Consider the following 24,230-nt stretch of genomic DNA (forward strand, 5'->3'; position numbering starts at 1 on the left):
CGGGATGGCACGCTCCCACCTGTACGTGCCCGGCGACGCGCCGGAGAAGCTCGGCAAGGCGCTCGGCCGGGGTGCCGACGCGCTCATCGTCGACCTGGAGGACGCCGTCCCGCCCGCGGGCAAGGACGCGGCCAGGGAGGCGGTCGCCGGCTGGCTGCGGGAGACCGATCCCGGGCCGGTCGAGCTGTGGGTCCGGGTGAACCCCGGCGACCTGCGCGAACCGGACGTGCGCGCGGTGGCCACCGCGCCGTCGCTGGCCGGGCTGGTCGTGGCCAAGGTCGAGACCGCCGCCGAACTGGTCGAGCTCGACGCCCTGCTCACCTCGCTCGGCGCCGCCGGACTGCCGGTGGTGCCGCTGCTGGAGTCGGCGTCGGCGATCTTCCAGGCGCTGGAGATCGCGCGCGCTCCCCGGGTGGCCAGGCTCCAGGTGGGCGAGGCCGACCTGCGCGCCGACACCGGCGTCAGCACCGGCCCGGACGAGCGTGAACTGCTCTGGGCCCGTTCGCAGGTGGTGTTCGCCTCGGCCGCCGCGGGCATCTCCCCGCCGGTCGGGCCGGTGTCCACCGACTTCCGCGACCTCGACGCGCTGCGGGAGTCGACGGAGGCGATCGCCCGGCTCGGGTACGCGGGCCGCGCCTGCATCCACCCGGCCCAGATCGCGGTCGTCAACGACGTGTTCACCCCGCCGGCCGAGCGGGTCGCCTGGGCCAGGGACCTGATCGAGCGGTTCGAGGCGAGCGGGTCGGGCGTGCTGCTCGACTCGGCCGGCCGGATGGTCGACGAGGCCGTGGTCCGCCAGGCCCGCCGCGTCCTCGGGATGGCCCGGTGAGCGCAGGGCTGCGGGAGCGGCTCCGGGCCGTCACCGGAGTCTGGGAGGGCACGTACACGCACCTGTCCCCGGCGGGGGAGCTGGTCGAGCGGTACGCCTCCCGGCAGGAGACCCGCATGGAGGGCGACCTCTGGTACGAGCGGATCGTCTACCAGCGCCCCGGCCACGACCCCGAGGTGCTCGACTTCCGCGCCCGCTTCGAAGGCGACGAGCTGCGCTTCGACGACAGCTCGTTCGAGGGGCGGGCGGTGCTGGTGGAAGGGCGTTTCCTGGTGTTCCCGTACCGCTGGACGGCGGCCCCGGGCACCGAGGTGGTGGAACTGATCACGTTCGCGGACGAGGACTACAAGGCGCGGCTGTGGCAGCGCTTCCGCGACGGGCGGCTCGAAGGCGTGACCGTGATCGAGGAACGCCGGGTGCCCGGCGCGACGGCGGAGGAGTGGCACTGATGGCACAGGTGATCGATCTCGACGGGCCCGGCCTGGAGTGGCGGGAGGTCACCATGCCCGCCAGCTCGGGCCCCGTCCGGCTGGTGCGGCTGCACGCCGCGGGCGAGGCGTCGGTCTCGCTGGTCAGCTTCCCCGCCGGGTGGAGCAGGCCGGCCACCGGGCACTACCCGTGCGCGGAGGAGTTCGTGGTGCTGGACGGGATGATCTCGGTCAGCGGCACCGACTTCCCCGCCGGGACCTACGCCTACCTCCCGCCGGGCGCGCCCCGCACGGCGAGCGTCGCCGGGCCCGACGGCTGCCTGGCCGTGGCCTGGTTCTCCGGCCCGCCCGCGTGGCAGGACGGGCTGCCCGAGGGCGACGCCCCGCAGGCGGTCCGCCTCCCCGTCACCGAGGCCCTCAGGACGGCGGACGGCACCGTGCTCGCCTCGGGCCACGCCTCCGCGTCCGAGGCCCCCGCGCCCGCCGGTGACGTCGAGGCGCTGTCCCTGACGGCCCGCACCTGGACCTACGGCCCCACCATCCCCGACCTCCCAGGCCCCCTCTTCCTTCGCACCTGGCCCAACGCCTGACAATCCACCCGTACGGGGTACGCGTCGTACGGGTGAAGTGAGCCCGCCCCGCCACCCGTACGGGCGTACGTCCCAAGGGCATGCGGGGGGAGTCTGACCTGCCACCCGTACGGGGTACGCGTCGTACGGGGGAGGGGAGCCTGACCCCATCCATCTGTACGGGCGTGCGTGTCCTATGGGGATTCCGGGGACGGGGATCTGACCCACCCACCCGTACGGCGACTCCTACCGGAAGCCGCCGTACGGGTGCGCGCCTTTCGAGGACCCCGCCCCGGGCACCACACCGGCCCGTGCGGGTATGGGAGCCCCAGCCCCTGTATCGCCCACGCCCGCCCGTACGGGGTCCTAAGGGGATTTGGGGGATGGGCGGGGGAGGTGGCGGAGGAGGAGCAGGACGCCGGGTATCACCGACAGGCCGGCCACCAGGAGCCCCGCGCGCAGGCCCAGGTCCACCAGGTGGACCCGTTCGGCCAGCGCCGACAGGGAGCCCAGCACCGCGATCCCCAGCACCGCGCCCACCTGACGCACCAGCGACAGCGAGGCCAGCCCGGAGGCCGTCTTGCCGGGGTCCACGGTGCCCAGCACCGCCAGCGTGTCACCGCTGTAGAGGACGCCCGAGGCGAAGCCGGTGAGCAGCAGCGGCACCGCGATCCAGGCCAGCGGCCCCAGGGCCAGGGCCGACACCAGCACGTACGCCAGCGCCAGCACGGTGATGGCGCCCGCCATGAGCCGCCGCAGCGACCCGCCCTGCGCCAGCCGCCCGGTGAGCTGGCCGCCGAACGGCATGCCGATGGTCGCCACCAGGATGATCAGCCCTGTCTCCACCGCCCCGAACCCGCGCACGTCCTGCAGCAGCAGCGACACCAGGAAGGCGCCGCCGGTCGTGGTGGCGTTGTAGAGCATGACGCTCACCATGATCGCCACGTAGGTGCGGTTGCGCAGCAGCGACAGGTCGATCGCCGGCGACGCCGCCCGGCGCTCCACCGGCACCAGCGCCGCGAACACCAGCACGGCCGCCACCAGGCAGCCCGTCGCCCACCCGGTGTCGCCGTCGGAGCGGCCGAACTCGATGAGCGACCAGCACAGCAGCGCCAGGCCGGTGCCCGCGACGGCGCTGCCCGCCAGGTCGAGCCGTCCGGCCTGCCGCTCGTCGCGCCGTTCGGCCAGGCGCAGCGTGCCCAGCATGCCGAGCAGCGCGAACGGCACCGGCACCAGGAAGATCGACCGCCAGCCCAGTTCGCTCACCAGCCAGCCGCCGGCGAGCGGCCCGGCGATCAGCCCGATCGACGACACGCTGATCCAGGTGCCGAACGTCCGGCTCCTGGCCGCGTCGCTCACGTTCGCCTGGAGCAGCGCGGCGCCGTTGGGCAGCATGAGCGCGATGCCCGCGCCCTGGAAGACCCGGGCTGCCAGCAGCAGTGGCAGCGACGGGGCGACGGAGGCCGCCAGGACCGCCAGCGCGAACACGGCCAGCCCGATCCGCACCGCCCGCCGGGTGCCGAAGCGGTCGCCCAGGGCGCCGGAGAACGGCAGCACCGCGGCGGCGGCGAGCGAGGTCGTCGCCGCCACCCACTGCAGTCCGGAGACCGACGAGCCGAGCGAGTCGCCCAGGGACGGGAGCGCCACGATGACGGCGGTGTTGTCGAACATCGCGAGCCCGAGCCCGACGGCGCAGGTCGCCGCGGCCACCACCGGCCGCGGCCCGCTCGCGGAACGGTCCGCCGGGTCGCCCCCGGAGCTCCCCGGCGGGGTGCTCCGGGGGTTCTCCGCCGGGTCGTTCTCGGCGTCTCCCGCCGTGCCGCCCACGGGGCCGTTCATCCCGCCGCGATCAGGGCGGGCGCGAGCAGGCCGGTGACGTCGTCGCGGACGGCGAGCCCGCGGACCTCCTTGGCGAGCGTCGCGACCGCCTCGGGCCCCAGCACGCGCGCGGCGTTGAGCGCGTACTTCTCCTCCAGCTCGTCGATGCTGAGCGGGTGCTCGGGCCCGCCGCGCGAGCTGTGCACGCGGTGCTCCAGCCGCCGCCCGGCGCGCGTGCGCACCCGCAGCACGGCCGAGAACGCCCGCGGGAACTCCTCCGAGCACTGCTCGTCCGCCACCACCCGCACCCGCGCGGCCAGCGCCAGCCGCCGCTCGTCGCGGAACGCGGCCTCGGTGAAGTCGTCCAGGTGCAGGCCCAGCCCGCCGCCGCCGACCAGCGCGCTGGCCACGGTGTAGGGGCCGGAGAACTTCGCGTGGTATGGGGTGCGCGGACGCACCTTCTCCTCGTACGGCTCCCCGATCGTGCGCAGCGGGGCCGCGGCGACCCCCAGCTCGATCTCCTCCACGTCCTCCGGCCGCAGCCCTTCGGCGCGCAGCGCCAGGGCGGCGTCGATGCCGGGGTGGGTGAAGTGGTTGGACGGGTACGGCTTGTAGACGGTGCGCAGCAGCTCCCAGTCCTCGCCGAGCCCGGCGGTGATCACCGAGGCGTCGTAGCGCCCGTCGAGGAACGCCTGGAAGAAGCCGAAGCGTCCTTCGAACACCGTCGGCGGCCCGGTCACGCCCTCGGCCGCCATGGCGGCGGCCACCACGCCGGAGTGCGCCGCCCAGCCGCAGTGGATGCGCTTGACGGTGCCGCCGGTGCGGTTGGCCTCGATGACCCCGGCGCCCATGCTGGCGGCGATGCCCATGGCGTCGGCGATGCCGTCCGCGTCCAGCCCCATGAGCAGGGCCGAGGCGGCGGCCGCGCCGACGGTGCCGCAGATGGAGGTGGCGTGCCAGCCCTTCTCGAAGAACACCGAGTTGCGCAGCTCGGGCAGGTAGGAGGCCATGCCGAGCCGGTTGGTGATCTCGTCGCCGACGGCGATGGCCTGGCACAGCGCGGCGCCGCTCGCCCGTACCGACTCGGCGACCGCCAGCGCGGCGGGCACGACGGAGGCGGACGGGTGCAGCACCGACGGCAGGTGGGTGTCGTCGAAGTCGAGCGCGTGCGCGAGCGTGCCGTTGACCAGGGCGGCCGAGGGGGCGGGCAGCGCGAGCGCGTGGCCGAGCACCGAGCACTCGCCGGCCCCTCCCCAGCGACCGGCCAGCCGCCGCACGGCCTCGTGCGGCTCCTGCGGGCCGGTCAGCTCCTGGGCGGCCAGGCAGTTGCCGAACGTGTCGAGCACCCGGCCCGTGACGTCGGTCATGACGGGCTCGGGCAGCCCGTCACGGGCGGACGCGGCGAACTCGGAGAGGGCGGAGACGATCGTCATGACGCCAGCACCGCGAGCGGCCGGACCGGGGCGCCGGTGGCGCCGACGACGGGCAGCGGGTTGAGCACGAGCAGGAACTCGGCCACGCCCAGCTCCCGCAGCTCGGTGAGCCGCATCGTCTCCACGATGTTCACGCCCGACTCGACCAGGAGGATGCGGTGCACGGGCAGCACGGAGTGGCCGCGGCCCGCCTGGATCTGCTCGAAGGCGACGGTCTCGCCGCCGGCCACCCGCACGCCCTGCTCGACCAGCCAGCGGGCCGCGTCGGGTCCCGGGCCGGGCACGCCGCCCTCTTCGCCGATGAACCGGCCGGGGTTGTCCCACTCTCGCGACCAGCCGGTGCCGATGAGCACCGCGTCGCCGGGGTTGATCGCCACGCCGGCCCGGTCCCGCGCGCCCTCGAGGTCCGCGCGGGTCACTTCGTAGCCGGGAGGGAGCACGTCGACGCCGTGCAGGGCGGCCACGTCGAGCAGCACGCCGCGTCCGACGTACGGGGGGAAGGCGTCGATGCCGAGCTGGGACAGGCCCTGGTGGGACTGGACGCCGGCGGCCTCGACGCCGCCGTACAGGTAGCCGTCCTGCGAGACGTGGCCGAGCGCGTCGACGTGGGTGCCCACGTGACCGCCGGTCAGGATCACCTCGTTGGCGGCCGAACCGCCGTCCTCGCGCACCATGTCGCCGTGCCGGCGCTCGATGACCATCCGGAACCTCGGATGGCTCGGCGACTGCGGCATGCCGGTCCGCATGGGCTGCGCGAGGTCGACGATCCTGGCACCGTCGAGGTGCTCCCAGAGCGCCGCCCGCGTGGTCGTCTCGGTCATTACACGATCCCCTTGTCTCGCAGGGCGGCCAGTTCCTCGGCGCTCAGGCCGAGTCCGCCCCACACGTCGTCGTTGTCGGCGCCTCTGGCGCGGCCGGTCCAGCGGATGGAGCCGGGCGTGGCCGAGAGGCGGAAGAGCACGTTCTGCATCCGCAGGGCTCCGAGGTCCTCGTCGTCGACCGTGGTGATCGTGTCGAGTGCCTGGTACTGCGGGTCCGCGAACACGTCGCGGATGTCGTAGATGGGGGCCACCGCCGCCTGGGCGGCCTCGAACTCGCGCACGACCTCGTCCAGGTCGCGTTCCGCGATCCAGCTGCCCACGTAGGTGTCGAGCAGGTCGGCGTGCTCGGCGCGGTCGGCCCCGGAGGCGAACCACGGCTCGTCGATCACCTCGGGGTGGCCGACGAGGTGCATGACCCGTTCGGCGATGGAGTTGGCCGAGGTGGAGATCGCCACCCAGCGCCCGTCCTTGGTCTGGTACGTGTTGCGCGGCGCGTTGTTGACCGAGCGGTTGCCGGTGCGCGGCTGGACCCGGCCGAGCTGGTCCCACGCCAGCGGCTGCGGGCCGAGCAGGGTCACCAGGGGCTCGATGATGGCCAGGTCGACCACCTGGCCGCGGCCGCTGCCGCCGGGGCTGTCGCGGTGGTGCAGCGCCATCGTGATGGCGCTGACGCAGGTCAGCGCCGCCACGCCGTCGGCCAGGCCGAACGGCGGGAGCGTGGGCGGGCCGTCCGGCTCGCCGGTGACGGCGGCGAAGCCGCTCATCGACTCGGCGAGAGTGCCGAACCCGGGCCGCTTGGCGTACGGACCGAACTGGCCGAAGCCGGTCACCCGGGCGATCACCAGCCGCGGGTTGAGCTCCAGCAGCGTGTCGGGGTCGAGGCCCCAGCGCTCCAGGGTGCCGGGCCGGAAGTTCTCGATCAGTACGTCGGCCTTGGCGAGCAGCCGCTTGAGCAGGTCGGCGCCTTCCGGCTTGCCCAGGTTGGCGGTCACGGTCCGCTTGTTGCGGCCCAGCATCTTCCACCACAGGCCGATCCCGTCCTTGCTCGCGCCGTGCGTGCGGGAGGGGTCGCCCCGGTCGGGGTGCTCGACCTTGATGACGTCCGCGCCGTAGTCGCCCAGGATGGTCGCCGCCAGAGGGCCCGCGAACAGGGTGGCCGCGTCGACCACCACCAGGCCGGACAGGGGCCCGGGGACGGGGGTCGGCTGCTCGTCGTTCGCTGATCGGTCCCCCGGGACGATCTGCTCTGCCTCCACGGAATCGGCCTCCTCAGATGGCTGGATGGTCGTCAGGCCAGTCGGTTGCCCGCGTCGCCGCACGGTGCGGCGGAAACCCCGATGCCGGGGATCGCCGCAGGACACAGCGTCCAGCGCCGGGGCTTCCCAATATATTGAAACAGCGTTACTGTGTGCGGAACAAGCCCGCTTGAGTGCCAACCTGGAGCTCGCCGCAATGATCTACCTCGTCTACCGGATGAAACTGCGTTCACGGGCGCGGCAGGACATGCACGGCTTCTGGCAGTGGCTGGAGGACCGGGAGAGCTGGTTCTACCGGGATCTGCCGATGGTGCGCGAGGTCCGCTGGTACTACAGCGCCGTCGGCGACGTCTACACGCTGGAGAACTGGGCCGCCTTCGACGACGAGGCCGCCTGGGGCGAGTACCGCAAGGCGCTTTCCACCCTCAAGGCCGACCACGGCTGGGAAAGCCAGCGGGTCAGTCAGGACGAGTGGTGGGAGTTCCTGGACACCCGCATTGTCACCGATCTTCCTGCGCGCGTCGGCTTTCAACGCCAAGGTAGATAGCCGATTCTGACTGTTTTCCTTGGAGGACCAATGCCGACCAAGAACGCCGGCGCCGTGACCGGTGGCAGAACGCCCGCACGGGAGAACTCCGGGCAGGCCATCGCCACCGTCGAGCGGGCCGCCGACGTGCTCATGCACTTCGCCGAGACCCCGTCGAACACGCTCGGCGTCACCGAGATCGCCGACGCGCTCGGCATGTCGAAGGCCGCCGTGCACCGGATCCTGGCCTCCCTGCGGGTGCGCGGGCTGATCGAGCTGGACCAGTCGACCCGGCGTTACTCGCTCGGCGTCGGCGCCATGCGGCTCGGCCTGGCCTACCTCGACCGCATCGACGTGCGGCGGATCGCCGCGCCGGAGCTCGTCACGCTCTCCCAGCGCACCGACGAGACGGCCACCCTGTCGATCCGCACCGGCAACTACCGCATCTACGTCGACCAGGTGACCCCGGCCCGCGAGGTCATCATGAGCGTCAACCTCGGCGTGGCCCACCCGCTGCACGCGGGCGCCTCGTCCAAAGCCTTTCTCGCCTTCCTCGCCGAGGAGGAGATCGAGAACTATCTGTCGCTGGGCGCGCTGGAACCGCTGACCGGCAACACCATCGTGGACAAGGGCAAGCTCCGCAGGGAGCTGACGTCGATCCGCGAGAGCGGTTATGCGCAGTCCTTCTCCGAACGCATGTCGGGAGCGGCATCCGTGGCGTCGCCTATCCTTGACCATCACAGCAGGCCAGTGGCCGTTGTCAGCGTCTGCGGGCCCGTCGAGCGCTTCCGCACCGAGGTCGAGGAATGCGTCGCGAGACTTCTCGAATCAACCGAACGCCTGTCCGCCCAGATGGGCTGGAACGCATCTGAAAGGGGGTGACGGCCGACGCCCCGCGGGTCGGCCCTCTCCATGTCTCGATACGACCTTCTCGTCAAGGGTGGCACCGTCGTCCTGCCCTACCACGGCGAAATCCGCGCCGACCTGGCCGTCTCCGGCGGCAAGGTCGCGGCCCTCGCCGAGGACATCCCGGCCGCCGATGCCGATGAGGTGGTCGACGCCCGCGGCAAGGTGGTGCTCCCGGGTGCCGTGGATGCGCACTTCCACCTCGGCATCTACCGGGACCTGGCGCTCGACGCCTACGAGGAGACCCGCTCCTCGCTGGTCGGCGGCGCCACCACGGTGCTGTCGTACTTCCGCACCGGCTCCCACTACCTCGACCGTACGGGACCGTACAAGGAGATCTTCCCCGAGGTGCTGAACGCGGTCGCGGGGCGCACCTGGACCGACTACGCCTTCCACCTCGCGCCGATGACGGTGGACCAGATCGCCGAGATCCCCATGCTGGTGGAGGAGCACGGGGTCACGTCGTTCAAGTACTACATGTTCTACAAGGGCTTCGACCTCGCGGCCAACAGCCGTGACGCGCGCTCCTTCACCATGGGCGACGAGTACGACCTCGGCCACCTCTACCTCCTCATGGAGCAGATCACCGCGGTCCAGCAGGCCAACCCCGGCAAGCGGCTCTCGGTGTCGCTGCACTGCGAGCAGTCGGAGCTGATGCGGGTCTTCATCGACCGCGTCCGGGCCAACGGCGACCCGCAGACGCTGCGCGCCTACCACGAGGGCCGGCCGCCGCTGACCGAGCGGGTCGCCATCGGCGAGGCCACCACGCTGGCCTCGCACACCGGCACCAACCTCAACCTGCTCCACCTGTCGAGCGCCGACGCCGTGGACGCGGTCGCGCTGGCCCGCCGCTCGTTCGGCGGCGACATGCGCGCCGAGACCACCCTGCACCACCTGTGCCTGGACCACGACAGCCTGGACGCGAAGGGCGGACTCGGCGGCAAGGTCAACCCGCCGATCCGCACCAAGGCCGACAACGAGGCGCTCTGGCGGCACGCCGCCGAGGGCGCGATCGACTGGGTGGCCTCCGACCACGCCTGCTGCATGGAGGCCGAGAAGGGCGACGAGCTCTGGCCGGCCCGCCCCGGCTTCGGCGGCACCGCCCTGCTCTACCCGGTGCTGTTCTCCGAGGGGCACCGCAAGCGCGGCCTGGCCCTGTCCAGGATCGCCGAACTGGCCTCGGCCAACCCCGCCCGCGCCTACAACCTGTGGGGCCGCAAGGGCAGCCTCATGGTCGGCTTCGACGCCGACCTGACCGTGGTGGACCCCGAGCTGACGCAGGCCGTCACGAACGAGGTCTGCCTGTCGGGCCAGGATCACACGCCGTTCGAGGGCGTCGAGCTCACGGGCTGGCCCGTCGTCACCGCTGTGGGCGGTCAGGTGCGCTTCCGCGACGGTGAGACCGTCGGCGAGCCCACGGGCCGGTACGCGCGTCACTGACCTGGTCGAACCGGGGGTCGCTCAAACATCAGACTATTGACAGCCGTCTTGAGCGACCCCTAGTTTTCGTTGAAACGCCGTTTCGGTTCCCGGAACGAATCTGGCAACCCCCGTAACACCACCGAGGAGCGGTGCCGATGAGCCCTGAGGCCATCATCGATGGGCTGTTCGCCGGTTCCATCTACGCCCTGGTAGCACTCGCCCTGGCGATCGTCTTCCAGCCGACCCGGATCATGAACTTCGCCCAGGGCGAGGCACTGATCCTCGGCGCCGCCGTGGCTTACCAGATCGTCGCGCTGGAGAAGCTGGGCTGGGCCGCCGCGATCGGCCTGACCGTCGTGCTGGCCTGCGTCATGGGCGTGCTGATGGAACGCATGATCACACTACCCATCAAACTGTCCGGGTCGCGCAACGCCTGGATCATCGCGACGCTCGCGGCCGCGCTGATCTTCCAGTCGGTGTTCAACCTCGGCTACTTCGACGTCGACGCGCTCCGGCCATCGCCGATCATCGGCGGCGGCTTCGAGGTCGCCGGGATGACCATCCAGTGGCAGGAACTGCTGACCATCGTGGCGGCCCTGGCGGTCATGGGACTGTACGACCTGTTCCTGCGGCGCTCGGCCTACGGCAGGGCGATCAGGGCCACCGCCCACAGCGCGGACACCTCGGTGCTCATGGGCATCCCGGTGCAGCGCATCGTGGTCCTCTCCTTCGTCATCGCCGCCGTCATCAGCGCGCTCGCCGGCCTGCTGGCGGCCCCCGTCATCTTCGTCGCCCCGGCGGCCGGCCTGGTGTTCACCATCAAGGGCTTCACCGCCGCGGTCATCGGCGGCGTCGGCTCGCCCCGCGGCGCCCTCATCGGTGGCATGATCGTCGGCCTGCTCGACACCATCGTGCGCAGCCTGGTCGGCGGCTCCGTCGGCAACTTCGCCGTCTTCGCCGCCCTCGCCGTGATCCTCGTCATCTTCCCATCCGGACTCTTCGGCAAGCCCATGGAGGCGCACTGATGGCAACGGTGGAAACGACCCCCGCCGGCGCCGACGCCGGCCCCGGCGGCGCCCCGGAGCGCGGCCGCTCCGTCTTCAACTCCGCGGGCTACCACCGCTGGCGTTCGGTGGCCCTGGCCGCGCTCACGATCGTGGCCGTCGGCGTGCTGCTGGCCTGGCCGTCCATCACGGACTACTACAGCTACAACGCCTCCTACTACAACGGCCTGGTCGCCTCGGCCGGCATCAGCGCGATCCTGACGATCTCCCTGAACCTGTGCATGGGGTACGGCGGGCTGCTGTCGATGCTCCACAGCGGCCTGCAGCTGGCGGGCGGCTACGCCACTGGCTACATCGTGGTCAAGGCGAGCGGCTCGTGGCTGCTGGGCGTGGTGGCCTCGACCGCCGTCGGCACCCTGATCGCCCTCATGGTGCTCGCGGTCAGCCTGCGGGCCACGTACCTGTACTTCGGCATGATCACCCTGGCCGCCAACCTCATCGTGGTCGAGGTCGGCCGCGAATGGGAGCCGGTCACCGGCGGCATCGTCGGCATCAGCGGCATCGCGCCGGGCTTCGGCGGCGAGATCATGCCCAAGGAAGTCTTCTACTACGTGGTGCTGGGCTTCGTCGTCCTCGCCTACCTCGTGCAGCGCAACCTCGTGCGCAGCGGCGTCGGCCGCGCCTCGATGGCCGTGCGCGAGTCCTCCGACACCGCCTCCGCCATGGGCATCTCGCCGAACCGGGCCAAGCTCCTGCTCTTCGGCATCTGCGGCGGCATGGCCGGTCTGTCCGGAGCCCTGTACGCGCTGCAGCTCGGGTTCATCAACCCGGACGTCGGCCTGCTCGACAACGGCATCATCTTCTTCGTCGGCCTGTTCCTCGGCGGCAGCGCCACCCTGGCCGGGCCGATCATCGGCGTCGGGTTCATCGCCCTGATCGTTGAGCTGATCAAGGACCAGGCCCGCTACACCACGCTCGTCCTCGGCCTGCTGCTGCTGGCCGCCATGATGCTGATCCCCGGCGGCATCGTCGGCACCTGGAAGAACTCCCGCTTCGGCCGCGACCGGGTGCCCGACGCCAGGGACGAGGAACTGCCCGAACAGGTGCCCGACGTGGTGCCCGAGGTCAGCGACGCCCAGCCGGACGTGCCCGCGCTGGAAGGCACCGGCATCGTCAAGCACTTCGGCGGCGTGCACGCGCTCGACGGCGTGGACGTGCGGGTCATGCCCGGCACCGTGCACGGCATCATCGGGCCCAACGGGTCCGGCAAGTCCACGCTGGTGTCCTGCCTGACCCGCTACCACAAGATCGACGCCGGCACCGTGAAGGTGTTCGGCGAGGAGGCCCCCTCGACCGCCCACGGCGTGGCGCGGGCCGGGGTCACCCGGGTCTTCCAGGTCCCGCACCTGTTCGAGCGGGTCAGCGTGCTCGACAACGTGCTCACCGGCATGCGGATGCGCGAGTCCTACAGCTGGGTCGGCGCCGTGCTCCGCTCGCCGTCCTACCGCCGCCAGGACAAGGTCGAGCGGCAGGAGGCGCTGGAGCTGCTGGCCTTCGCCGGCCTCGCCTCCCGCGCCGACTGGCTCGCCTCGGCCCTCTCGCACGGCCAGAAGCGCCTGCTGGAGGTCGTCCGCGCGGTCGCCAGCCGGCCCAAGGTGCTCATCCTGGACGAGCCCGCCACCGGCCTGACGACCAGCGAGCTGGACGCGCTGGCCAGGCTCTGCCGGGCGCTGCGCGAGCGCGGGCTGGCCGTCGTGCTGATCGAGCACAACGTCGACTTCGTGATGAGGCTCTGCGACGAGATCACCGTGCTGGAGAGCGGCAAGGTGATCGAGCGGGGCGACCCGGACCGGGTGCGTAACTCGGCGGCGGTCCTCGAGGCGTACCTCGGCCGGCCGGACCTCATCGAAGAAGCGGGGGAAACGGGACAAGAGGGAGACGCGTCGTGAGCAGACTGCTGGAACTGTCGGGGCTGAGCGCCGCCTACGGTGGCGTCCACGCTCTCGACGGGCTCGACCTGCACGTCGACGAGGGCGAGTTCGTCGTCCTGCTCGGGCCCAACGGGTCGGGCAAGACCACCACCATGAAGTGCGTCTCCGGGCTGCTCAAGCCCGTGGCGGGGACGATCCGCTTCGCCGGCCAGGACCTGGCCAAGGTGCCCGGCTGGAAGCGGCCCGCCATCGGACTCGGCCACGTGCCCGAGGGCCGGCAGATCTTCCCCGAGCACACCGTGATGGAGAACCTCACCCTGGGCGCCTTCCCGGTGCGGCGCAAGCGCGCCGAGACCGAGCGGCGCCGGGAGGAGATGCTGGAGCTGTTCCCCCGGCTCGCCGAGCGCAGGGACCAGCTCGCCGGCACGCTCTCGGGCGGCGAGGCGCAGATGCTGGCCGTCGCCCGCGCCCTGATGGGCGACCCGCGCCTGCTCATGCTCGACGAGCCGTCGCTCGGGCTGGCGCCGCTGAAGGTCATCGAGCTGTTCGGCTACCTGAAGCGGCTGCACGAGGAGCGCGGGCTCACCATCCTGCTCGTCGAGCAGCAGGCCAGCACCGCGCTCCGGCTCGCCGACCGCGGCTACGTGCTCGACCACGGCAGGGTGGGCCTGGAGGGCAGCGCGGCCGAGCTCCGCGACGACCCCCGCGTCCAGGCCGCCTACCTCGGCCAGCTCCGCGAGAGCGCCTGACCACACCCCGGTACGAGACGTCCGGCACGAGCCTTCACGGGCCCGTGCCGGACGTTCGCGTTTCTCCCCGGGACGTGCGACGGCCCCCTTCCCGAGCGGGGAAGGGGGCCGTAGGAGTGAGCCGGGCGGGTCAGCCGAAGGCGGTGGTGCCGGGCTTGACGACGCCGAGGAAGGCGGCCAGCAGCACCAGGGCCCAGATGGCGTAGACGTACGGCAGGCACGACTGCACGGAGGTGCGGATGCCCGACTCGACCTCGGGCGTCGACCCCTCGGTCACCAGCTTGCCGAACGCCGGCCCGAACGGCTTGAGCCGCCAGCGGATCATCACCCCGCACAGGATGCACAGCCCGTAGGCGGCCAGCTTGGCGCCCAGCCACTTGGGGTTCGTCTGCACGCCGAACGGCTCCGGCACGACCATCATGTACGCGCCGATGCCGACCATCACGGCCACCAGGCCGTACCGGACGATGAGGTCGAGCCGCTGCACGATCCGGCCGAGCGCGGTGGCGCCGCGCGTGTAGTCGTAGATGACCAGCGCGAGCCAGCACAGCGCGGCCACCCACACGAGGGCGACGAACCACCAGGGGAAGTAGTCACCGGAGAACGGGCCGAGCGCCATCAGCGACACGCCGCTCGGCAGGAACAGCACCAGGCAGATGCGCGGCGCCATGTCGACCACATGCATGATCTTGGCGGCGACCGAGCGGGCCGGGGTGGGCAGGTCGGACTGGAGGATGAAGCGGCTGGAGTAGAAGACGCCGATGTCGCTGCCCAGCCAGTAGACGAACAGGACGATGTGCAGGAAGATCGCCAGGCTGTAGGCGTTGAGCCCGTGCACCGGCTCGATCGGCGCGGCGAGAATCATCGATGGGACTCCGTAAATGTGGTGTGGCCGGGCCCCTGGGGACCCGGCCACGGTGGTTCATGAGATGTCGGGACGCCTACATGCCGTCGCCGTCCCAGCGGCCGCGGGAGCGGCTGCGCACGGGCAGGCTGGAGAGGATCGGCGCGGGGATGGGGTCGCCCTGCTTCCAGACGCGGCCCGCGCCCCAGTTGTGCGCGTGCTCGTCGGTGCGCTGGTCGGGGTGCTCCAGCGCGGACGGCTCGGCGCCCCAGTCGGCGGCCGGGACGTCGTGGCTGTGGTCGTGGTCCCCGTGGTCGTGGCCGTGGTCGTGGCTGTGGCCGTGGTCGTCACCGTGGCCGCCCTGCAGGCGGGCGATGTCGAGGGCCTTGGCGATGGCGACCATGCTGGCGTCGGTGCCGAGGCCGTGCTCCACGTAGTCGCCCTCATCGGCGCCCTGGCTGCGCGCGTAGTCGAGCGACGCCAGGAGCATCTCCATGTCCTTCTCGCTGCGCCGGGAGACGCCGCCGAGCTCGTGGGAGGACTGCGACCAGCGCATGGCGCCGCCGTTCGGCCCGTAGTTGATGGCCTCGCCGCCCCAGCGCACCCACTCGTTCTGGGTGTACCAGTTGAACAGCTCGCCGTCGGAGCGGAGCAGCCAGGTCGCGCCGCCCTCCATCGAGGTGAAGTGGCCGTGCTTGACCCGCGCCGGGCGGAAGAAGTAGGTGCCGAGGTCCAGGGTGCCGAAGTTGTACTCCATGTGGCCCTGGGTGGTGTACGCCTCCTCGTAGCACGGGTGGTGGGCCAGGCGGTGGTCGGCCCAGCCCTCCTGCGCGTGCACCAGGCGGGTGTAGAAGCCGGTCACCGGGTCGACGTGCAGATACTTGATGAACAGGCCGGGCATCGGGCCGGGGTTCGGCACCGCGTCCCACTGCATGGCCTCGCTGTCGATGACGATGACGTCCTCGCGGGCGTCCGCCCAGCGCGGGGCGGCGAGCGAGTCGACCGCGTCGAAGCCGGCGTCACCGTACTCGCGGTAGTGCAGGATGCGGGTGCCCTCGGCGAACGTGATCGCGTCGGCCGGCACGCCCTTGGGGGCGTACACGTAGCCGCCCTTGCCGATCTGGCGGCCGCCGTACGTCATCGAGCCTTCGAGCACGTAGTACTCGGTGTTGGCGTGGTGGATGCCGGGCCCGCGCCCCCAGTCGGTGTGGAAGTCGACCCGCAGCGACGAGGAGCCGTCCTCCTCGTCGACGGACAGGCGGCGCTCGCTCGCCCGTCCTTCGCCGCCTACCAGCTCGGCGCCGTGCCAGACGTAGTCATCTTCTTGGATCAGCTCGACATGGGGACGCACCAGGTTGTCCTTCCACCCACCGACCTGTCAGCCGGTTGTTCCGATATGTGAAACATCGTTTCTACCCTGTTGAGGGTAATTGTCTGATGTATTGGCGGTCAAGGGCCTAGGAGGCTCCGGCCTGCGCTTTCAGGTCACGCTTGACAACCTTGCCGCCCGCGTTCCTGGGCAGCTCGTCGATGACCTGCCACCGCCTGGGGATCTTGTAACCCGCCAGCCCGGCCCGGCAATGCGCCTCCAGCTCGGGGAAGAGGGCCTCGGCCGGGGCCTCGGCGCCGCGGCGCAGCACGACGTAGGCCATGACCTCCTCGCCCCACTGCTCGGACGGGGTGCCGACGACCGCCGCCTCGGCGACGGCGCCGTGCGTGGCCAGCACGTCCTCGATCTCGCGCGGGTAGATGTTCAGCCCGCCCGAGATGATCATGTCCTTCTTGCGGTCCACGACGTGCACGAAGCCCTCCTCGTCCCGGACGACGATGTCGCCGCAGGTCAGGAAGCCGTCCTCGGTGATGCACTCGGCGGTGGCCGCCGGGTCGTCGTGGTAGCCGTTCATCAGGAACGGGGAGCGGCTGAACAGCTCGCCCGGCTCGCCGGGCCCCACCGGCTCGCCCGCGCCGTCGACCACCCGCAGCTCGGTCATGTACCAGGCGTGACCCACCGAGCCCGGCTTGCGGTGCTGGTCCACGGGGCGGAGATTGGTGACGATGCCGGCCTCGGTGGACCCGTACAGCTCGTGCACGCCGCAGGCCGGGAACGCCTCCATGACCCACTGCTTCAGCGTCCACGGCAGCGCGGCGGCGTTGAAGTAGAGCGTGTCCAGGCTGCTCAGGTCGTGGCCCGCGAGCTTGCCGTCGTCCAGCCCGCGCAGCATCTGCGCGTGCGTCGGCACCAGGAACACCGACTGCGCCCGATCCCGCTCCACCAGGCGCAGCAGCGCCTCCGGGTCCCACTTGCGGAGCATGGTGACGGTGCCGCCGGTGTAGACCGGGGCGTACCCGAAGGCGAACCCCGCGCCGTGGTACATGGGAGCCACCGCCACCGACACCCGGCCGGCGCCCAGCCCCCACTCCAGCGCCGAGCAGTAGAACGTGAGCGCCCGGCTGCGGTGGCTGATCACCACGCCCTTGGGGCGGCCGGTCGTCCCGGAGGTGTAGGTGATGCAGAACGGGTCGAGCTCGTCCACCCGCACCCCGGGGTCGGCCGCGCGGGACGCCGCCAGCTCCGCCTCGTAGGACCGTCCGGTCTGCGTGCCGTCGATGGACAGCGCCGTCAGCCGCAGCTCCTCGATCGTGTCGCCGGCCACGGCGGCGCAGGCGTCGTCGAGGATGATCGCGCTGCTGCCCGAGTGCTCCAGGATGTAGCGGGCCTCACCCGCCGTCAGCCTCGGGTTCAGCGGCACCATGACGAGCCCCGCCTTGGCGATGCCCGCGGCGATCTCCGGATACTCCAGCCGGTTGCCGAGCAGCACCGCCACCCGGTCCCCGGTGGTCAGGCCCCGCGCCAGGAGCGCGCACGCCAGGCGGTTGGCGCGCTCGTCGAGCGCGGCGTAGGTGAGGGTGCGTTCCCCGTCGATCACCGCGGTCGCCGAGGGGGTGGCGCGGGCGAACTCGCGCACCCCGCCCGCGATCGACAGGGGGGCGCCTCCACGTAGGACGGGCATGCTCTCTTCCTTACGTCGGACCGGGTCGGGAAGGTCAGCCCCGAGGCTGCCAGAGAGTGACGGCGATGCCGTTGGGAGTGTCCGCGGCGGCCACGAGGGCGCGCCCGTGCAGCGGGTCGTCGGTCTCCACGGGCGAGGCCGTCACAGTACCGCCCGTCGCGCGCACCCGGTCCAGCGCGGCGGCCAGGTCCCGGGTCCGCACCGACCAGCCGCTGTGGCCCAGCGAGCGGGCCGGCCGCTGGGTGGCTCGCCGGTCCACGCGGTGCTCGGTGGCGGCGCTGGTGACCTCGATCCTGGCGGTCTTCTCGCCGGCCAGGAACGCCAGCCGCATCTTGGTGCCCGGCGGCAGCCCGGCCACGGTGTCGAAGCCGGGGGCGGAGAAGACCACGTCGTACCAGACGCCCATGCCCAGGCCGTCCGGACCCCAGAACGCCACCTCGGCGTCCGGGTCGGGGACGTGGCAGACGACGGAGGTCAGCTCGGTGTAGGGCCGCTCGGGGTCGGCCGTCCACGCCTCGGTGCCGCGGACCGCGGCCGGCTGCACGAACACCACGACCGTGCCGTCGGGCGCCGGGCAGACGCCCTGCGTGACCTGCACCTCGCGCTCCCCGACGCTGACCCCGTACGTGGTCGGCGGGGTGGTCCAGACGCGGCCCGAGGCGGCGAAGCTCGCGTGCGCCGCCTCGATGTCGCGCGCGTACATGTCGATGCCGACCAGGCCGACGTCGAGGTTGTGCGGCGGCTCCGCGGGGGCGAGCGGCTCCGGCACCCGGACCAGGTGGATCCGCCCGGTGCCGGACCCGGCCGCGGCCAGCGCCAGCACCTCGACGTCCGCGGGACCGGAGCCCCACAGCGGATCGGCGACCGACGCGGGCACGACGCCCTCGCCGGCCACTTCGTAACCCAGCACGTCGCGGAAGAGGTCGAGGTGCGGTCCGAAGTCGGAGACGCCGACGATGGCGGCGGTGATCCCCTCGACCAGCGGCTCTCGGTCGTTCTCGGTCACATGCCCTCCGGGGAGCAAGGCTGTTCCTGTTTGCGGAACAGTGTTCCATTTTGGCTAGTTGTCACGCTAAGCTCGCCGCCATCAACCTGTCAACCGCCGCCCATCACCCTGTGACCAGGAGGAATCATGCGCGCCGGAGTTCCCGGAATGCCCATCATGGACAAGCACCTCGGCGAGTGGCGTGGGGAGTACATCCACATCGACGCCGATGGTCAGATCGTCGACCGGCACGCCTCCCACCTGTACTGCAGGGTCCCGGAGGACGGCTCGTTCAGCTTCATCCAGACCAACACCTACACGTGGGAGGACGGCCGCCAGGAGGCGTTCGACTTCGGCGGGCGGATCGAGGACGGGATCGCCTACTTCGACACCGAGCGCATCACCGGTGAGATGAGCCAGGTGGACGACCAGACGATCGTGCTGACCTGGTCGTACAAGGATGACCCCAACAACTACCTGTACGAGCTGATCCAGCTCTCCCTCGACGGCAAGCACAAGTGCCGCACCTGGCACTGGATGGACGGCGACCGCCTCGTCAAGCGGACGATCATCTCCGAGACCAAGGTCGCCTGACCCCGGCTCAAGCGCGGCGGACCAGGGCCAGGACGGCCAGCAGGACCACCGCGAACGCGGACGCCAGCGCCGCGTACCACCCGTAGCGGATCACCGGCTCGACCGAGAGCAGCTCGCCCAGATCGAGCGAGACCCGGTCGGCCGGACCCCGCGGGTCGGACACGAACATCACCAGCACCAGCATCGCCAGCGCCCCCGGCACCGCCGCCACGGCCGCGAGCCTCGGCCGCGCCAGCAGGCCCGTGAGGCCGCACCCGAGCGCCACCAGACCGGCGATCAACGCGTAGACGCCGAGCACGTCGTCGACGCCGCGCGTGTCGCTGGAGAGCGTGCCGCCGATGAAGGAGCTGCTCGCCTGCACCCCCGACCACGGCAGCACCGCGCACAGCACCAGCGCCGCCCCGGCCAGCGTGATCCCCGCCGCGTATCGCCGGCTGCCCGCCCTGGTGGTGGGCGGCGAGAGGTCTTCGGCCACACGATCACGATAAGCCGCCGCGGCCCCGCACACCATGCGCCGACACCCACTCGTCACCGACCCGCCCCATCACCCCTCCGTCCCGCACGGCGCCTTCGAAGACCCTTACCCCTTCCGTCCCGCACGGCGCTTCCGGAGGCCCTTACCACCCCTCTGACCCGCACGCGTCGTCCAGGACGGCCGACTCGCCCCAGCGGAGTCTGGCGCGGAGCTCGACCGCGTCGGCGGCCAGCGCGGAGACCAGGATGCCGGGACCGGCCAGCGGCAGCACGGCCACGCCGTCCGCCACCAGCGCCTCCGCAGGCGCCTCCGGCCCCGTGATGAGCGTGGTGCCCACGCAGGCCGCGTCCCCGAAGACGGCGGGGGAGCAGTCGACCGCCTCCTCGCCCACGGTGAACTCCTGCCGCAGCAGCGGCCGTCCGCCCACCGTGGCGTCGAACCGGGTGCGGCAGCGCCCAGGCCGCTCCCCGTACCGCCCGAACACGATCTCCTCCCGCCACAGCACCCGCGCGCCCGGCGCCAGCACCAGCCGTACGGCCATGCGATGGGAGCACCCGGCGGCCAGCACCGTCGGCTCCGGCGTGAACCGGAGCGTCGCCCCCTCCTCCACCACCGCGGTGACCAGCATCGACGACTCGCCCCGTCCCGGCAGGACCAGCGTGCTCGCCACCGAGCCCACCTCCAGGGTGGTCCCGGCGGTGACGCGCAGATCGAGCGCCAGGTCGTCCCCGCCGAGCGGCCCGGCCGCCGTCGAGACCAGATGCACGGCCGCCGGCCCGGTCTGACGCAGCGTCAGCGGGGGAGAGGACCGCAACAGGGAGATCACGGTGCCCTCCCAAGCCCCTCCCTCGGTGGCGACGGCGGCTCTGGCGCGCATGTCAGGCGTGCTCGTAACGCCAGGACTTGACCTGGTCCGTCACCCAGCCGGCCACCTGGGCGACGGCCGGCTCCTGCCTGATCGAGGTGAACAGCACCGGCCTGCCGTCACGCACCGCCGCCGCGTCCCTGGCCATGACGTCCAGGTCCGCGCCCACCATCGGGGCCAGGTCCGTCTTGTTGACCACCAGCAGGTCGGCCGTGGTGACACCCGGCCCGCCCTTGCGCGGCACCTTGTCGCCGCCGGACACGTCCAGCACGAAGATCTGCCGGTCCGCCAGCCCCCGGCTGAACGTCGCCGTCAGGTTGTCGCCGCCGCTCTCCACGATGACCAGGTCGAGCGGGCCGAACCGGTGTTCCAGGGTCTCCACGGCGTCCAGGTTGGCGGCGATGTCGTCGCGGATGGCGGTGTGCGGGCAGCAGCCGGTCTCCACGGCCGCGATGCGCTCCTCGTCGAGCACCCCGGCCCGGCGCAGGAAGTCGGCGTCCTCGGTGGTGTAGATGTCGTTGGTCACCACCCCGACCTGGAGCGACGGGCCGAGGGTCCGGCAGAGCGCGGCCACCAGGGCCGTCTTGCCGCTGCCGACGGGTCCGCCCACGCCCAGCCGCAGCGCTCTGCCGTGGCCGTCGGGGGTGTGGTGGTGGTCGTCATGGTTGGCGCCCATGTCGCAGGATTCCTCCTCAGGAGACGAAAAGCCTGACTTTCGCGCGTGCGTGCCGCTCGGCCAGCAGGTCGAGCGCGGGTGTGGACGGCGCCCCCAACACCGCCCAGCCGGAACCCCCAGCCCCCGGCGCCCCGTCGGGACCGGCCGGTCCGGCGAGAGCGGCCAGCTCGGGGGTGAGGTCGGCGAGAACGCCGTGCACGGCCACCGGGTCGAGCCCGAGCAGGCGCACCGCCGCCGTGGCCGGGCCCGTGACCGCGTGATAGGCCGCCGCGAGCGCGGCGTCCGGGGGCGCGGCCCCCGCCGCGTGCGCCGCCGCGCCCAGCGCGACCGGATGGTGCGGGCTCGGCACCGCCCCGGCCAGCTCGTCCAGCACCGGCGACGGCCACAGCCTCCTCGCCACCCGCACCAGCAGCCGCCCCTGCGTCCGCGCCGCCTCCCGCTGCGCGGGCGACGCGGTCCGCGCGTCCGCCTCGGCGTCCAGCAGCTCCCAGGATCCCGGGGCGTCGTCCGTACGGCCCGCGAAGGCGCACGAGGCGGCGGCGAAGGCCGCCGCGAAGGCGCCCGCCGTGCGGAGCCGCCCCCGCAGGAACGACGCCAGGGACGCCAGGTCGTGCACGAGCCCCAGGGCCACCGCCTGTTCGACCCCGCCCGAGTGCGCGTGCCCACCGGCGGGCAGGCGGGAGTCGGTGAGGAGCAGGATCGCCGGATGCATCAGAACAGGAAGTAACGCTGGGCCAGCGGCAGGGACGGGACGGGCGCGGGCTCGACCGGTTCGCCGTCGATGCGCACCTCGAACGTGTCCGGCGCCACCTCGATGCGCGGCAGCGCGTCGTTGAGCGGCATGGCGTCCTTGCCGCGCCGCCGCACGTCCGCCACCGGGACGAGCCGGCGTCGCACCGCGAGCCGGTCGGCCAGCCCGGACTCCACCGCGAGCGGCGCCACGAAGTGCAGCGACGTGGCGGCGGCCGTCGCCGGGGCGGCGCCGAACATCGGCCGGGGCAGCACCGGCTGCGGCGTCGGGATCGAGGCGTTCGCGTCGCCCATCTGCGCCCAGGCGACCACCCCGCCCTTCAGCACCAGCGCGGGCTTGACCGCGAAGAACGCCGGATCCCACAGCACCAGGTCGGCCAGCTTGCCCGGCTCCACCGAGCCCAGCTCGGCGTCCAGCCCGTGCGCCACGGCCGGGCAGATCGTGTACTTGGCGACGTACCGGCGGGCCCGCAGGTTGTCGGCCGGCCCCTCGCCGAGCTGTCCCCGGCGGGCCTTCATCACGTGCGCCGTCTGCCAGGTGCGGATGACGGTCTCGCCCACCCGGCCCATCGCCTGCGAGTCGGAGCCGATGATCGAGATCGCGCCCAGGTCGTGCAGGATGTCCTCGGCCGCCATGGTGGTCGGCCTGATCCTGGACTCGGCGAACGCCAGATCCTCCGGGATGGCCGGGTTGAGGTGGTGGCACACCATGAGCATGTCGAGGTGCTCGTCCAGGGTGTTGACGGTGTGCGGCCTGGTCGGGTTGGTCGACGACGGCAGCACGTTGCCGTACGAGGCGACGCGGATGATGTCGGGCGCGTGCCCGCCGCCCGCCCCCTCGGTGTGGTAGGCGTGGATCGCCCGGCCGCCGATCGCCGCCAGCGTCGACTCCACGAAGCCGGCCTCGTTCAGCGTGTCGGTGTGGATCGTCACCTGCACGCCGGTCGCGTCGGCGACGGTGAGACAGGCGTCGACGGCGGCGGGCGTGGTGCCCCAGTCCTCGTGCAGCTTGAAGCCGGACGCGCCGGCCCGCAACTGCTCCGTCAGCCCTTCCGCGCTGACCGTGTTGCCCTTGCCGAGCAGCGCGAAGTTGAGCGGGTAGGAATCGAGCGACTCCAGCATCCGCTCCAGATACCAGGTCGGGGTGACGGTGGTGGCATTGGTGCCCTCGACCGGGCCGGTGCCGCCGCCGATGATCGTGGTGACGCCGGACCCGATGGCCTCGTCCAGGATCTGCGGGCAGATCAGGTGCACGTGGGAGTCGACCGCGCCGGCCGTGAGGATCTTGCCGTTGCCGGCCAGGATCTCCGTGGACGGGCCGATGACGATGTCGACCCCGTCCATGGTGTCGGGGTTGCCGGCCTTGCCGACGGCGGTGATGCGCCCGCCGGTCACGCCGACGTCGGCCTTCACCACCCCCCAGTGGTCGAGGATCACCGCGCCGGTGATGACCAGGTCGGCGGCGCCCTCGGCGCGGGTGGCCGTTGACTGGCCCATGGACTCGCGGATGACCTTGCCGCCGCCGAACACGGCCTCGTCGCCCGCCCCGGCCGGGCCCATCGAGCGGTCCTCGGTGACCTCGATGAACAGGTCGGTGTCGGCCAGCCGGACACGGTCGCCGGTGGTCGGGCCGTAGAGCGCGGCGTAGCGGGCGCGGGAGAGCTCAGCCATCGAGCGCCCCCGCCTGCTCGGGCCGCAGCCCCGGCACGACCCGGCGGCCGGCGAGCGGGACCAGCGTGACGTCGCGCGCCACCCCGGGCTCGAACCTGACCGCGGTGCCGGCGGGCACGTCCAGCCGCATCCCCCAGGCGGCCTCCCGGTCGAAGTCAAGCCCCGGGTTGACGGCCGCGAAGTGGTAGTGGGAGCCGACCTGTACGGGCCGGTCCGCGGTGTTCACGACCCGCACCGTCACCCGGGGCCGGCCCGGGTTCAGCGGGATCGTGCCCTCGGGATGCGCGTACTCGCCCGGGATCACGGGATCGGCCTGTGCACGGTGACGAGCTTGGTGCCGTCGGGGAACGTGGCCTCGATCTGCACGGTGTCCAGCATCTCCGGTACGCCCTCCATGACGTCGTCCCGGCGCAGCACCGCGCGCCCCGCCTCCATCAGCTCGGCCACCGTCCGGCCGTCCCTGGCCCCTTCCATCAGGAACGACGCGATGACCGCCGTCGCCTCCGGATGATTGAGCCGCAGACCGCGGGCCTGGCGCTCACGTGCCACCCCGGCGGCGACGTGGATGAGCAGCCGCTCCTGCTCGTGTGGGGTTAGCCGCATGGCCGGACCATAAGAAGCGCCCGTTTCCCTGATGTTGCCGCGCCATGTCAGGCGGGTTTCGTCA

25 protein-coding genes are annotated in these 24,230 nt (G+C 72.2%); 10 read left to right on the plus strand and 15 right to left on the minus strand.

The window, feature by feature from the left end; all coding sequences use genetic code 11:
* The first annotated feature begins 4 nt into the window (after positions 1-4).
* Genes ACGFI7_RS12100 through ACGFI7_RS12110 form a run of 3 tightly spaced genes read left to right on the plus strand, consistent with a single transcriptional unit; the run spans position 5 to position 1,847 of the window.
* On the plus strand, positions 5-829 hold the full coding sequence (locus tag ACGFI7_RS12100) for an HpcH/HpaI aldolase/citrate lyase family protein (RefSeq protein WP_393402641.1): 825 nt from the start codon (positions 5-7) through the stop codon (positions 827-829).
* A complete protein-coding gene (locus ACGFI7_RS12105; RefSeq protein WP_393402643.1) occupies positions 826-1,278 on the plus strand; it encodes a DUF3598 family protein in 453 nt (150 codons plus the stop codon). The genes ACGFI7_RS12100 and ACGFI7_RS12105 overlap by 4 nt, the downstream gene beginning before the upstream one ends.
* Positions 1,278-1,847 carry a cupin domain-containing protein gene (locus tag ACGFI7_RS12110; protein ID WP_393402645.1) on the plus strand — a complete coding sequence of 190 codons (570 nt, stop codon included), beginning with the start codon at positions 1,278-1,280 and terminating at the stop codon, positions 1,845-1,847. Before ACGFI7_RS12105 ends, ACGFI7_RS12110 begins: the two co-directional genes overlap by 1 nt.
* A gap of 345 nt (positions 1,848-2,192) precedes the next feature.
* Here ACGFI7_RS12110 and ACGFI7_RS12115 read toward each other — a convergent pair whose 3' ends face one another.
* From ACGFI7_RS12115 to ACGFI7_RS12130, 4 genes are read right to left on the minus strand one after another with little or no spacing between them, the layout of a single operon-like run.
* Positions 2,193-3,665, minus strand: a complete 1,473-nt coding sequence (locus ACGFI7_RS12115) for an MFS transporter (RefSeq protein WP_393402648.1) — start codon at positions 3,663-3,665, stop codon at positions 2,193-2,195.
* Positions 3,662-5,077 carry an MmgE/PrpD family protein gene (locus ACGFI7_RS12120; RefSeq protein WP_393402651.1) on the minus strand — a complete coding sequence of 472 codons (1,416 nt, stop codon included), beginning with the start codon at positions 5,075-5,077 and terminating at the stop codon, positions 3,662-3,664. The genes ACGFI7_RS12115 and ACGFI7_RS12120 overlap by 4 nt, the downstream gene beginning before the upstream one ends.
* Entirely contained in the window at positions 5,074-5,898 is an 825-nt protein-coding gene (locus ACGFI7_RS12125; protein WP_393402653.1) for a cyclase family protein, read from the minus strand. The genes ACGFI7_RS12120 and ACGFI7_RS12125 overlap by 4 nt, the downstream gene beginning before the upstream one ends.
* The gene (locus tag ACGFI7_RS12130; protein ID WP_393403912.1) at positions 5,898-7,073 is read right to left on the minus strand and encodes a CaiB/BaiF CoA transferase family protein; all 1,176 of its coding nucleotides are present in this window, start codon (positions 7,071-7,073) and stop codon (positions 5,898-5,900) included. The genes ACGFI7_RS12125 and ACGFI7_RS12130 overlap by 1 nt, the downstream gene beginning before the upstream one ends.
* Positions 7,074-7,323: 250 nt before the next feature.
* Between ACGFI7_RS12130 and ACGFI7_RS12135 the strand changes: the two genes are divergently transcribed.
* The 6 genes from ACGFI7_RS12135 (at position 7,324) to ACGFI7_RS12160 (ending at position 13,692) form a co-directional block, all read left to right on the plus strand.
* Positions 7,324-7,701 (plus strand): hypothetical protein, encoded by a 378-nt coding sequence (locus tag ACGFI7_RS12135; protein WP_393402656.1) that lies wholly within the window; start codon positions 7,324-7,326, stop codon positions 7,699-7,701.
* Positions 7,702-7,731: 30 nt separating this feature from the next.
* A complete protein-coding gene (locus ACGFI7_RS12140; protein WP_393402658.1) occupies positions 7,732-8,562 on the plus strand; it encodes an IclR family transcriptional regulator in 831 nt (276 codons plus the stop codon).
* Between the two features lie 30 nt (positions 8,563-8,592).
* On the plus strand, positions 8,593-10,026 hold the full coding sequence (locus tag ACGFI7_RS12145; RefSeq protein ID WP_393402660.1) for a dihydroorotase family protein: 1,434 nt from the start codon (positions 8,593-8,595) through the stop codon (positions 10,024-10,026).
* 137 nt (positions 10,027-10,163) lie between these two features.
* On the plus strand, positions 10,164-11,033 hold the full coding sequence (locus ACGFI7_RS12150; protein ID WP_393402663.1) for a branched-chain amino acid ABC transporter permease: 870 nt from the start codon (positions 10,164-10,166) through the stop codon (positions 11,031-11,033).
* Positions 11,033-12,961 (plus strand): ATP-binding cassette domain-containing protein, encoded by a 1,929-nt coding sequence (locus ACGFI7_RS12155; RefSeq protein WP_393402665.1) that lies wholly within the window; start codon positions 11,033-11,035, stop codon positions 12,959-12,961. The genes ACGFI7_RS12150 and ACGFI7_RS12155 overlap by 1 nt, the downstream gene beginning before the upstream one ends.
* Entirely contained in the window at positions 12,958-13,692 is a 735-nt protein-coding gene (locus tag ACGFI7_RS12160) for an ABC transporter ATP-binding protein (RefSeq protein WP_393402668.1), read from the plus strand. The genes ACGFI7_RS12155 and ACGFI7_RS12160 overlap by 4 nt, the downstream gene beginning before the upstream one ends.
* Positions 13,693-13,822: 130 nt before the next feature.
* Here ACGFI7_RS12160 and ACGFI7_RS12165 read toward each other — a convergent pair whose 3' ends face one another.
* From ACGFI7_RS12165 to ACGFI7_RS12180, 4 genes are all read right to left on the minus strand, one after another.
* Positions 13,823-14,557, minus strand: coding sequence for a hypothetical protein (locus tag ACGFI7_RS12165; protein ID WP_393402671.1), 735 nt, complete (start codon positions 14,555-14,557; stop codon positions 13,823-13,825).
* 76 nt (positions 14,558-14,633) lie between these two features.
* On the minus strand, positions 14,634-15,887 hold the full coding sequence (locus tag ACGFI7_RS12170; protein WP_393402674.1) for a DUF4437 domain-containing protein: 1,254 nt from the start codon (positions 15,885-15,887) through the stop codon (positions 14,634-14,636).
* Positions 15,888-15,993: 106 nt separating this feature from the next.
* Complete coding sequence (locus ACGFI7_RS12175; protein ID WP_393402676.1) at positions 15,994-17,547, minus strand: class I adenylate-forming enzyme family protein; 1,554 nt, start codon at positions 17,545-17,547, stop codon at positions 15,994-15,996.
* 34 nt (positions 17,548-17,581) lie between these two features.
* On the minus strand, positions 17,582-18,553 hold the full coding sequence (locus ACGFI7_RS12180) for a VOC family protein (protein ID WP_393402678.1): 972 nt from the start codon (positions 18,551-18,553) through the stop codon (positions 17,582-17,584).
* A 126-nt stretch (positions 18,554-18,679) separates the two neighbouring features.
* Between ACGFI7_RS12180 and ACGFI7_RS12185 the strand changes: the two genes are divergently transcribed.
* A complete protein-coding gene (locus tag ACGFI7_RS12185; RefSeq protein WP_393402680.1) occupies positions 18,680-19,126 on the plus strand; it encodes a hypothetical protein in 447 nt (148 codons plus the stop codon).
* Positions 19,127-19,133: 7 nt separating this feature from the next.
* Here the strand turns inward: ACGFI7_RS12185 and ACGFI7_RS12190 are convergent, their stop codons facing one another.
* From ACGFI7_RS12190 to ACGFI7_RS12220, 7 genes are all read right to left on the minus strand, one after another.
* Entirely contained in the window at positions 19,134-19,601 is a 468-nt protein-coding gene (locus tag ACGFI7_RS12190; protein ID WP_393402682.1) for a hypothetical protein, read from the minus strand.
* Between the two features lie 142 nt (positions 19,602-19,743).
* Complete coding sequence (locus ACGFI7_RS12195) at positions 19,744-20,427, minus strand: urease accessory protein UreD (protein ID WP_393402684.1); 684 nt, start codon at positions 20,425-20,427, stop codon at positions 19,744-19,746.
* Between the two features lie 52 nt (positions 20,428-20,479).
* Positions 20,480-21,142 carry an urease accessory protein UreG gene (gene ureG, locus ACGFI7_RS12200; RefSeq protein WP_393402686.1) on the minus strand — a complete coding sequence of 221 codons (663 nt, stop codon included), beginning with the start codon at positions 21,140-21,142 and terminating at the stop codon, positions 20,480-20,482.
* 16 nt (positions 21,143-21,158) lie between these two features.
* Positions 21,159-21,854 carry an urease accessory protein UreF gene (locus ACGFI7_RS12205; RefSeq protein WP_393402689.1) on the minus strand — a complete coding sequence of 232 codons (696 nt, stop codon included), beginning with the start codon at positions 21,852-21,854 and terminating at the stop codon, positions 21,159-21,161.
* Positions 21,854-23,563, minus strand: a complete 1,710-nt coding sequence (locus ACGFI7_RS12210; protein WP_393402692.1) for an urease subunit alpha — start codon at positions 23,561-23,563, stop codon at positions 21,854-21,856. The genes ACGFI7_RS12205 and ACGFI7_RS12210 overlap by 1 nt, the downstream gene beginning before the upstream one ends.
* The gene (locus ACGFI7_RS12215; RefSeq protein WP_393402695.1) at positions 23,556-23,867 is read right to left on the minus strand and encodes an urease subunit beta; all 312 of its coding nucleotides are present in this window, start codon (positions 23,865-23,867) and stop codon (positions 23,556-23,558) included. Before ACGFI7_RS12215 ends, ACGFI7_RS12210 begins: the two co-directional genes overlap by 8 nt.
* Positions 23,864-24,166: an urease subunit gamma gene (locus ACGFI7_RS12220; RefSeq protein ID WP_393402698.1), complete on the minus strand. Its 303-nt coding sequence runs from the start codon at positions 24,164-24,166 to the stop codon at positions 23,864-23,866. Before ACGFI7_RS12220 ends, ACGFI7_RS12215 begins: the two co-directional genes overlap by 4 nt.
* Between the last annotated feature and the right edge of the window lie 64 nt (positions 24,167-24,230).

This window comes from Nonomuraea sp. NPDC048826 (assembly GCF_043198225.1).
Taxonomy (GTDB): domain Bacteria; phylum Actinomycetota; class Actinomycetes; order Streptosporangiales; family Streptosporangiaceae; genus Nonomuraea.